The sequence below is a fragment of the Streptomyces milbemycinicus genome (assembly GCF_002154605.1).
In the GTDB taxonomy this organism is placed as follows: Bacteria; Actinomycetota; Actinomycetes; order Streptomycetales; family Streptomycetaceae; genus Streptomyces; species Streptomyces milbemycinicus.
This window is the reverse complement of record NZ_MUNE01001025.1, coordinates 1-574: the sequence shown is the minus strand read 5'-3', so window position 1 is coordinate 574 and position 574 is coordinate 1. Positions and strand designations below refer to the sequence as shown.

Here is a 574-nt window from a genome sequence, read left to right as displayed (position 1 = left end):
GCAGGCCGTACAGCGGCGGCTGGAGACGCTGCAGTTCGACTGGGCGTCGGAGAGCGTACGCGAAGTGCTCGGCCCGACCGAGGGCACCGCGGCCGAGGCCGTGGAGCGCTGTCTGGCCGTACTGCGCCGCTTCTGTGAGGACGTATCGGAGCTCGTACGGACCGAAACCGCGGGCTGGATGGTGGACTTCGGCTCCGGCTCGGCGCCCCTGTTCACCCAGACCCTGGTCGCCCAGGGCTCCCGCCCGGAGGGCGGAGGCCCCACGAACCGCCTCCCGATGCCGCCCACCGCCCGCCCCAACATGCCGCGCCAGCGCCCGCCGGAGCCGCCCCGGTAGCGCTGACGATCACCGGGGTTGCACGGCAGGGACGCATTACTGCTCGGCATACAGCAGTGCCACCTTCAGCAGTCTTGTGATCAGTGGTCTTGGATGCCATTCTTTGGCATATGAGAGAGCAGAAGGACCCCGCCGCGCACCCGGACTACCAGCACCCCGACATAAAGCGCGTACAGGCCACCCGGAAGGCCGTCGCGGACGCGGAAAGGGAGCTGGCCAAGCTGCGCGAGCAGCTGG

1 protein-coding gene is annotated in these 574 nt (G+C 69.5%); it reads left to right on the top strand.

The window, feature by feature from the left end:
• Positions 1 to 337, top strand: a 337-nt coding sequence (locus CCN51_RS50570; RefSeq protein ID WP_143676202.1) for an SLATT domain-containing protein, incomplete at its 5' end; no start/stop codon positions are given.
• Positions 338 to 574: the final 237 nt, after the last annotated feature.